Raw genomic sequence first — 9,328 nt, 5'->3', positions numbered from 1 at the left:
CCACTGACTTATTAACACAGTAAATTTTCTCAACAAATCCCCCTCGTATCAATTATTTTCATACTTTTGAATCCCGTACAAAACGATGTTTTTATTGTGGAAAGAGCTCTCTACGGCTATTTAAACGGTAACTCATTCTAGAAAATCCTTCAGATATCATGACCAAATACATTTTTGTTACGGGCGGCGTTACATCGTCGTTAGGAAAAGGTATTATTTCCGCATCTCTTGCCAAATTACTTCAATCAAGAGGTTACCGTGTAACTATTCAAAAATTCGACCCTTACATCAATATTGATCCCGGGACACTAAATCCCTACGAGCATGGCGAATGTTACGTTACTGAAGACGGAGCTGAAACGGATCTTGATCTGGGCCATTATGAGCGCTTTCTGAATGTGCCTACATCCCAGGCAAATAACATTACTACCGGGCGTATCTATCAAAACGTAATAAATAAAGAACGCGAAGGAGCTTATTTAGGTAAAACGGTACAGGTAGTCCCTCATATTACTGATGAGATCAAACGCAATATGCAAATCCTCGGCGAAAGTGGAGATTTTGATATTGTAATCACAGAGCTTGGCGGTACAGTAGGCGATATTGAGTCACTACCGTTTATTGAAGCGGTTAGACAATTGCGATGGGAGTTGGGATCAAGTAATTCCCTGGTTATCCACCTGACTCTTGTGCCATTCCTTGCTGCCGCAGGTGAATTAAAAACCAAACCTACGCAGCACTCTGTAAAAATGCTTCTCGAATACGGTATTCAGCCAGATATCCTGGTTTGCCGTACAGAACACCACATCCCCCAGGAACTTCGTAAAAAGATTGCGCTTTTCTGTAATGTCAATATAAATGCAGTTATAGAATCCATAGATGCGTCAACTATTTATGACGTTCCTCTTCTTATGCTTAAGGAACAACTGGACCGTACTGTTCTAGGCAAGCTGAAATTGCCACTGAAAAATGATCCGGATCTCGATAGCTGGAAGGATTTTCTAGGGCACCTCAAGAACCCGACTTCCGAGGTAGTAATCGGACTGATAGGAAAGTATGTGGAATTACCAGATGCCTACAAATCTATCACAGAATCTTTTATACATGCGGGTGCGAAAAACGAATGTAAAGTAAAGGTGAGATGTATTCACTCTGAAAGTATCACTGAAGGCAATGTGGCCGAAAAACTGAAAGGCCTTGACGGGGTGCTGGTAGCACCAGGCTTTGGAAGCCGGGGCATTGAAGGAAAAATAACTGCAATACAATTTGTGCGTGAAAATGATATCCCCTTCTTCGGCATTTGCCTGGGGATGCAATGCGCGGTAGTTGAATTCGGCAGAAATGTCCTTAAGCTTAAGGATGCACAAAGCTCGGAAATGGACGAAAACGCTGCAAACCCGGTTATTTCGATGATGGAGGAGCAGAAAAAGATCAAAAACAAAGGGGGCACTATGCGTCTTGGAGCTTATACATGTGATCTTCGGAAAGGCAGCAAAGCAGCTGCGATTTATGGTAAAACCAGAATTTCTGAAAGACATCGCCATCGTTATGAGTTCAATAACAAGTATTTGGATCAGTATGAAAAGGCTGGCATGATTCCCTCAGGAATAAATCCGGAGAACAATCTTGTAGAAATTATAGAACTGAAAAATCACCCTTTTTTCGTAGGCGGCCAGTTTCACCCTGAATTAAAGTCAACAGTTGATAATCCTCATCCACTTTTTGTTAACTTTGTCGCCGCTTCTTTAGCACACTCAAAAAAGAAGTAAACAGACTTTTAGAATAGAATGGATAGAAATACATTTACGGGCCTCTTTTTAATTTTAATCATATTAGTAGGCTCCACCTGGTTAATGCAGCCTTCGGATGAAGATATCAAACGGGAGAAAGCGAGATACACACAAGATTCACTTGCCCGCGTTAAAAAGCCGGTTCAAGCACCAGCCGCTGATACAGCGGCAATTGCTGCGGCTCCTAAAGTAGACTCAACCCTAATACTGGCGGGGCCTTTCGGAGCTGCCAACTCAGGCTCTTCAGCACCAGTTATTCTTGAAAACGAGAATCTAAAAGTTGAAATCAGCCCTAAAGGCGGACGGATTTCATCTGTGGAATTGAAGGGCTTTAAGACCTATACACAAGAGCCCCTCATCATGTTTAGTGGTGAAGGCAATAAGTTCGGACTTATTTTTGGCGCAGCTGGAAAGAACATCAGCACAAATGATCTGTATTTTACACCATCGGGAAGCTCTCTGTCTGTAGCGAAAGCTGATTCGGGCTCATTAACGATGCGCCTCACCTATTCCGAAGGCAAATACATCGACTATATTTATTCGCTTAAAGGCGATAGCTATAACGTAGGCTTAACCATCGCCACCAAAGGCATGCAGGACGTAGTGGCGCCCACGCAGCAGCAAATCACTTTAAACTGGGAAACAGTTCTAAAACAGAAAGAGAAAGATCTGCCAAGTGAGCAACGATACTCTTCCGCATATTACAAACTGGGGGATGAAAGCGTTGACTATCTAAGCCTTACAGAATCAGAAAAGAAAGAACTTACAGAAGGGAAAATCAAATGGTTTTCTTTCAAGCAGCATTTCTTTTCTAACGTCCTTATTGCTAAAAACAGCTTCGACAAAGGTGAAATAGCTGTTAACACAAGCCCGGATCTCAATACTGTAAAAAGCTTTACAGCGAATATGCAGATCCCATTTGGAAGACAGGACATGACCAGTTTCCCTATGGAATTTTATTTCGGTCCCAACCAACTGAATATTCTTGAAAAACAAGGTTTCGACATCGAAAAACAAATCGATCTTGGTTACTGGCCTTTGAAATACATTAACAGGTGGATAGTTCTTCCTGTATTTAACTTCCTTGAGCAGTTTGGATGGGGATATGGACTGATTATCCTTGTTCTAACCATACTTCTTAAGACTGTATTGCTGCCCCTGACTTACAAATCATACTTGTCAATGGCTAAGATGCGTGTTCTTAAGCCTGAGATGGATGAGATCAAGGGTAAAGTGGGTGATGACAATCCTACCTTGTTGCAACAGGAGTACTTAAAATTATATAAAAAGGCTGGTGTAAACCCTTTAGGAGGATGTTTGCCGATGCTCCTACAATTGCCCATCATCATGGCATTCTTCTTCTTCTTCCCTAACCTTTTTGAGCTTCGTGGAAGAAGTTTCCTTTGGATGGAAGATTTATCAACTTATGATGCCTTTTTCCAGCTTGGATTCACCGTACCATTCCTGGGAAGTCACATCAGTTTAATGTGTATACTGATGACCATCTCAACCCTGATTTACACCTATTTCAACAATCAGGTATCGGGTGCAACCGGACAAATGAAATATATCGGGTACATCACCCCTATTATATTCTTCGGTGTCCTAAACAGTTATCCATCCGGTCTTAACTATTATTACTTCCTTGCGAATATGCTAACCTTCGCGCAGCAGTACATCATCCGGATGTTTGTTGACGATAAAAAAATTCATGCACAGATCCAGGAAAACAAAAAGAAGCCAGCAAGTGAAAAGAAAAAGTCAGGGTTTCAGCAAAGAATGGAAGACTATATGAGACAACAGCAGCAGGTTAAGGCGAAAGAAACGCCGGCTGTGAAAATTGGAAAGAAGAAATAGTACTGATATCGGAGGTGTGAAGCCGGAAGCCGGAGGAAACGTACTATTTCGGCAAATGATGTCGGAATGATTACCGTCCTTTTCTTGCCGTCACAGTAGTCACATTCTGTTCCATTGTTTGGAATACCAGCTCCGTCTCATTAAGGGTTTTAATCAAAAATGGAAATTCTCTTGTCCGGCCGCCTGCAAGATCTTCAGTATACCTGATCATCTGTCCTTCCATCCTGAATTTTCCTGAGGACAGCTTTTTCCCGCCCCATTCGATGATGAGGTCATTATTATCATTAAATATAATTGCCGGCGATTGAAGTTCTAATTCGCCATCTGGAAGTGTATCTTGTGGATTTGAATTGTCAACATTAACGTAATTCCATCTGCCATACAATTCTTCCGGTTTGATTGAATTAGTACACGAAGAACACAAGACAAAGATTAAGGCCAGGGCATTCCGCAGGTGTCTCATACACGAATATATTTTTTATAGTGTACAAGTTTACCAAATCTACAGCAAAATCAGTTCCGCTACCATACATAAGTTCCGACCGCACCTGCGTTCAGACTTGATGCTACATATTTACTGCCAAATTTTATAGCAAACGATTGAGTCGCATCGCTGCTGTTTAACACAATAAGTACTTTTTTTCCTTCCGGAGTTTTAAACGCGACATTTTGGAGCTTACCCATATTAGTCGACTCTATCCTGATTGAACCAGGCCTGACAAATTTGGAAGCGTGCGCTATTATGTAGTAGGCCACATTCCTGGTAAATTCAGTGGATGATGAAATAGTTAGAGCACCAAGACAATTTGTGCATCCGCCATTCGTATGAGGACGGTAGCTTGCATCTGCAGCCAGATTCCATTCCAGCACAGTTCTGCTCCAGTTCCGTGCGGCTCCTATTATAAGATTGTTTACATGCCATTGGAGGTCCCCGGCGAAATTTCCCGGTCCACCCACCCACTGTTCTGTGAAATATATTGCCTTATCGGGATGGGCATTGTGAACAGTACTTAACTGCTCAATATTGCCGCCATAAAGGTGAAATGCCGACCCATCAATATATTTTCTAGCTTTTGAGTCATTTAAAATCGCAATGGGATATTCGGTTTTATCTGCATTATGATCATAAATAATAATCTTGGTTTTGATACCAGCAGATTCGAACGCAGGACCTAAATGGTTTTTTATGAAAGAAGCTTGTTCTAAAGCGGGCATATACATGCTTGGATTATTTCCATCGTGCAAAGGCTCATTCTGAGGAGTTATTGCATCAATAACAATACCTTCCGCTTCCATTGCCCGGATATATTTTACAAAATAATTGGCGTAAACACTGTAACATTCCGGTTTTAGCTGTCCTCCTACAAATGAGTTGTTTGTTTTCATCCATGTTGGAGCCGTCCACGGTGAAGCCATGATCTTAATTTCGGGATACAATAATATGATCTGCTTTAAAATGGGTATGAGGTCAGTTCTTTCGCGTTCAATATTAAAATTATTTAAAGACACATCCGTTTTTCCGTCTGGCATATCGTCATATGTATAGGGGCTATTACTGAGGTCCGAAGCTCCCAGGCTTATCCTCAAATAACTCACACCAATATGTGTGCTGTCGCGAAGGAAAAGCTCTTTTAAAAGATTTTCTTTATGCGGGCTACTCAAATTATTAATTAGCGAAGCACTCCCTCCTGTTAAGGTGTATCCAAAGCCATCAATTTGCTGAAATGTTTTATTTTCATCTATCTCAATTATAGAAGGTGAATTTGAATTTTCGGAAAACAGTAAGCTTACATTTTGTTTTTGGAACAGCGTAGACTGGTCTGGCAGAGTTAAATAGAAAACTACGTCGGATTTCAAAGGCTCTGCTTTAGGAACTAGAACCAAGGTTGATACAATCTTACATCCGGCCAGGACGAAAATTACCACAAATAGAGAAATTATTTTAAAATGAACAGATTTCAAAATCTGCATTTTATTATTCTATCATTTTATACACCTTGACGTAGTCTACTTCAAGCTTTTGTGGTAATACCGATGGATCAATTCCCTGTGCTGCTCCCCAGTTACCGCCGAATGCGACGTTTATCAGAAGATGAAATCTTTTGTCAAAAGGCCATACTGCAGAACCTCTTTCTTCATTGAGAAATTGAAAAACCTGCTCTCCATCTATGTAACCGATAATTGATTTCGGGGTCCAGTCAACGCGATAGATATGAAAATCCGTGCTGGCACCGGGTACCATTTTTGATCCTGACCTTTGGGTGTTGATTGAATGGTTGTATGCTTCTGTATGAACACTTATATGTACTTTGTCCTGATCGTAACCGACATGTTCCATGATGTCGATCTCTCCTGACTTAGGCCATCCACCATACGCCCAGTCTGTGGGTAACATCCATATAGCAGGCCAGGTGCCTTTTCCGGATGGGAGCTTGGCTTTGACTTCTATCCTTCCATATAAAAAATCGCCTTTGTTTTTTGAAATAAGTCTTGTTGACGTATAATCCTTTCCACCCATCATTTCTTTTCGGGCAGTTATTGTCAAAACGCCATTGGCGACTTCGACGTTTTTTATATTATCTGTATAGTATTGAAGTTCATTGTTACCCCATCCGCTGCCGCCCAGATCATAATTCCATTTGCTTGAGTTAGGTAAGCCTGTATAGTCAAATTCGTCAGACCACATCGTGGAAGCTTCGAAACTCCATTCCTTGGAAACAGGGGCAGTAATCACTTTCGCGGGCGCAGGGGTCGCTGGTGTACTGGATTTTGAACACGAAGAAATCAGAGCGAATCCGCTAAGGATCGCCGACAGTATATATGTTTTCTGCTTATTGATGTTATTCAATTTCAATGTGAGATTCATTAGCTAGATTAAAGTCGTTCTAAACCAGATTCCCAATAAAAAGCAATTTAAGAATTTAATTTATGTTTTAACCTCTTGTATTTAAGGATGATATAATTTTGTTTATTGTACTATGATCACCCTCCGATTTTCCTCAAATCGCGGGTTCGCAGCCATCCCCTGGTAATTTCGCCATTAATAGTAAAAAATTCAACATAGATGAATCCATTTTTTTCTTCGATGGCAGTAAGTTCAGGGCTATTCCTTTTAACTAGAAAACTCGTTCTTCGCGAACTTTCGTTCGCATCATCATAAAAATAAGCGCGGGCCGCCTCTAGGGTATATTTAGCTGGTTTTGGGGCACTGCGATTCTCACTTTGAGTGGAGGGAGGCACCGGGTCAGGGGTTTGTGAAGTACGAGGTGCTTCATAAGACGGCTCTTCCTCGCTGGTTCCTGCCGTTTCTGTTGTACTGTCAGCTCTTTGTACTGAATCGATAATAGCTCTTATTTGATTATCAAAATCATCCTGTGCCTTTTGTTTTGGTTCGTCTGTTACTACAGTGGAATCCATCTCTGAATAGTCCGTAGAATTTGCAACTTCTAAATCTTGTATATCTGGATTCTTGTTATAATATGAATAAACTTGAAATGCAATAAGGCCGACGAGACATAACAGGATTGCATAATAAACTGGTTTTGATAGACTAATTCTACCAGAATGAACAGTATTCTTCGTGGTCTTTATATCCTGACTTCGGTTTAGACTTTGAAGTATAAAAAGCTTTTCTTTAAGATCTCTATTTGATTTTTCAAGCTCATTGTATCTCTTCGCCAAATGTTCAGTATCACCAGTCTCTGCGGTATAATTATGAACCATGGCTTCCTGAATCTCAAGTCCGTTTTTGAACCTTAAAGAAGGGTTTTTCTGGAGGCATTTCGCTATAATATCCAGGAGCCAGGCTGGCACTCTCATTTGGCTCTCGCGGCGTTCGGCCGACCAGCTTTGCGGTAAATTCTTCCTCCTGATTTCCAAAACGTCTGGCGGGGTGTCTTCCATATGGGATAACATCACCTTGTTTCTTGCCGTCTCGCCCTTATCATTAAGTGGAAATGGTACTGTCCCTGCAAGCAGTTCATAAAGTATCACACCAAAACTATAAACATCACTTTGGAAGAGCATTTGTCCTTCGTTCTGTTCAGGGGCCATAAATTCAACCGCACCGGCATGCCGCAAACTAGTGCGCCGCTGTTCGTCCGACATTATCGCCAGGCCGAAATCTAATAAAACATAGTTTCCAGTATGTGCATTGAATTTGACGTTATTGCTTTTAATATCCCCATGTTTAATTCCAACCCGATGACAATGAGCTAATGCGTTGCTTAGTTGATTGGCAACTTTGATCAGTTCTTCAATGCTGAAAACCGGATCATTGGGAGCCTGGAGCAATTCTTCCAGATCTGGCCCTTCAATATATTCCATTTCGATAAATGGAAATGAACCGCTCTCTGTCAGCCCTGAACTTAGAATCTTAACTACATTCGGATTTGGGACTTCATTGACCTTTTTTAGTTTTTCGACTTCATTATAAAAATCTCTATAATTTTTGTCTTGTTTATCTTCCGTATGTATCGGAGTTGGCAGAAGCTTTACGGCACTAATAATTACCCCCTGCCGGCGCCCCTTATATACTGATCCCTGTCCACCGGTGCGAATTGCACCCATGTTTTCCAATCCCTCTGTTATTGTGAATACTTTTCCCATTTACTGATCAGTTCACTTAGCTATCGATCTAAACTCTACTACAGCCGATTCACCAAGGATAATTTGGTCGCCCTCACGGAGAACATGGCCTATCTGCGTTGAATTCAGCTTAATAGGAGCTTCATCATTTAAAGATTTAATCTTGATTTTATTGTGAGGCGGCACTCCACCTTCGTCGGCAAATAACATAAAATATCCATTCTCTGTATTCCAGGAAATATGAGCGTGCTGCCTGCTAATGTATTTATTTGCTTCATTAGTACTATCGCCTGGAAAAGCGATATTATTGATACGTATGAAACCATCCGCCCCCTTGACACTTCGCTCGCGGCCGATTGATACTTTTTCTGTCCCTGAATTTATTATATATTCTTCTTTTTCAGCTTCTCCATGTAAAATACGTATGCAAGCGCTTAGTTCCTTTTGAATCAGGTTTTGGCGTGTTTTTAGGAATAAGCCAAGGTCGATATCTGCGGCCTTTTTAACCTCCGGTGGTAAACTGTCTACAAAATCAACCTCGATCGTCCAGTTTGAAGGAAGTTCTATATCGAAATCATCAGCAATTTTTTGGACCTCATCCTTTAGCCGACCTGGTTCCCCTACATACAGGGCAGCTTCATAAACATGTTTTTTTTCGGACGGAGAGCACACGAATATTTGCAGGCCCCTTATATTTCTGCCTTCTCCCCCCTCCAACTTTTGAAGCTCTTCTTTAATAAACCTAATAGCAGCATCCCGGGAGCTCTTGACATCCATTTGATCCTCAGGTTCGCCTTTAAATAATTCGAACATTAATTTTTTCTTTTTATTTATAACTCAAAAAGCAATCCAATTACAGATCCAGCTTTATATTAACGTTTTAGTAATACTTTATCCAGCTACTTTCACAATCGAAACCAACATTATTCGGCACCTTCCGGAGCCACTGAAGTTTGCGTATCACCGCTTATGCCTTTAATATATTTAGCCTTTAACAATTGAGGGATAATATGCTGGCCAGCAAGCTTTACAGCATCACTGGAACCTCTGGTTGATTCCACTCTTATGCAAACAACTATATTGCCACTACCTGA

Annotated in this window: 7 protein-coding genes; 2 read left to right on the top strand and 5 right to left on the bottom strand. The window is 41.1% G+C overall.

Features of this window, described 5'->3' with window-relative positions:
• Positions 1 to 158 precede the first annotated feature (158 nt).
• The gene (locus WBJ10_RS08680) at positions 159 to 1,769 is read left to right on the top strand and encodes a CTP synthase (protein WP_424289343.1); all 1,611 of its coding nucleotides are present in this window, start codon (positions 159 to 161) and stop codon (positions 1,767 to 1,769) included.
• Positions 1,770 to 1,787: 18 nt separating this feature from the next.
• The gene (gene yidC / locus WBJ10_RS08675; protein WP_424289341.1) at positions 1,788 to 3,647 is read left to right on the top strand and encodes a membrane protein insertase YidC; all 1,860 of its coding nucleotides are present in this window, start codon (positions 1,788 to 1,790) and stop codon (positions 3,645 to 3,647) included.
• A 70-nt stretch (positions 3,648 to 3,717) separates the two neighbouring features.
• On the opposite strand, the gene WBJ10_RS08670 is transcribed toward yidC, so the two are convergent.
• The 5 genes from WBJ10_RS08670 to WBJ10_RS08650 form a co-directional block, all read right to left on the bottom strand.
• Complete coding sequence (locus WBJ10_RS08670) at positions 3,718 to 4,110, bottom strand: hypothetical protein (protein ID WP_424289339.1); 393 nt, start codon at positions 4,108 to 4,110, stop codon at positions 3,718 to 3,720.
• A gap of 59 nt (positions 4,111 to 4,169) precedes the next feature.
• Positions 4,170 to 5,618, bottom strand: coding sequence for a glycoside hydrolase family 30 protein (locus WBJ10_RS08665; RefSeq protein ID WP_424289337.1), 1,449 nt, complete (start codon positions 5,616 to 5,618; stop codon positions 4,170 to 4,172).
• Between the two features lie 4 nt (positions 5,619 to 5,622).
• The gene (locus WBJ10_RS08660; protein ID WP_424289335.1) at positions 5,623 to 6,513 is read right to left on the bottom strand and encodes a glycoside hydrolase family 16 protein; all 891 of its coding nucleotides are present in this window, start codon (positions 6,511 to 6,513) and stop codon (positions 5,623 to 5,625) included.
• A 116-nt stretch (positions 6,514 to 6,629) separates the two neighbouring features.
• Positions 6,630 to 8,255, bottom strand: a complete 1,626-nt coding sequence (locus tag WBJ10_RS08655; RefSeq protein WP_424289333.1) for a serine/threonine protein kinase — start codon at positions 8,253 to 8,255, stop codon at positions 6,630 to 6,632.
• Between the two features lie 12 nt (positions 8,256 to 8,267).
• Positions 8,268 to 9,047: an FHA domain-containing protein gene (locus tag WBJ10_RS08650; protein WP_424289331.1), complete on the bottom strand. Its 780-nt coding sequence runs from the start codon at positions 9,045 to 9,047 to the stop codon at positions 8,268 to 8,270.
• Positions 9,048 to 9,328: the final 281 nt, after the last annotated feature.

Source organism: Daejeonella sp. (genome assembly GCF_049655485.1).
Classification (GTDB): Bacteria; Bacteroidota; Bacteroidia; order Sphingobacteriales; family Sphingobacteriaceae; genus Daejeonella.
Note: the sequence above shows the minus strand (reverse complement) of the source record. Positions and strands in the feature narration are given on the sequence as shown.

Bases quoted from the DNA above. Each gene is read 5' to 3' on its own strand.
- WBJ10_RS08680 (WP_424289343.1), top strand. From the start codon at position 159: ATGACCAAATACATTTTTGTTACGGGCGGCGTTACATCGTCGTTAGGA.
- yidC (WP_424289341.1), top strand. From the start codon at position 1,788: ATGGATAGAAATACATTTACGGGCCTCTTTTTAATTTTAATCATATTA.
- WBJ10_RS08670 (WP_424289339.1), bottom strand. From the start codon at position 4,110: ATGAGACACCTGCGGAATGCCCTGGCCTTAATCTTTGTCTTGTGTTCT.
- WBJ10_RS08665 (WP_424289337.1), bottom strand. From the start codon at position 5,618: ATGCAGATTTTGAAATCTGTTCATTTTAAAATAATTTCTCTATTTGTG.
- WBJ10_RS08660 (WP_424289335.1), bottom strand. From the start codon at position 6,513: ATGAATCTCACATTGAAATTGAATAACATCAATAAGCAGAAAACATAT.
- WBJ10_RS08655 (WP_424289333.1), bottom strand. From the start codon at position 8,255: ATGGGAAAAGTATTCACAATAACAGAGGGATTGGAAAACATGGGTGCA.
- WBJ10_RS08650 (WP_424289331.1), bottom strand. From the start codon at position 9,047: ATGTTCGAATTATTTAAAGGCGAACCTGAGGATCAAATGGATGTCAAG.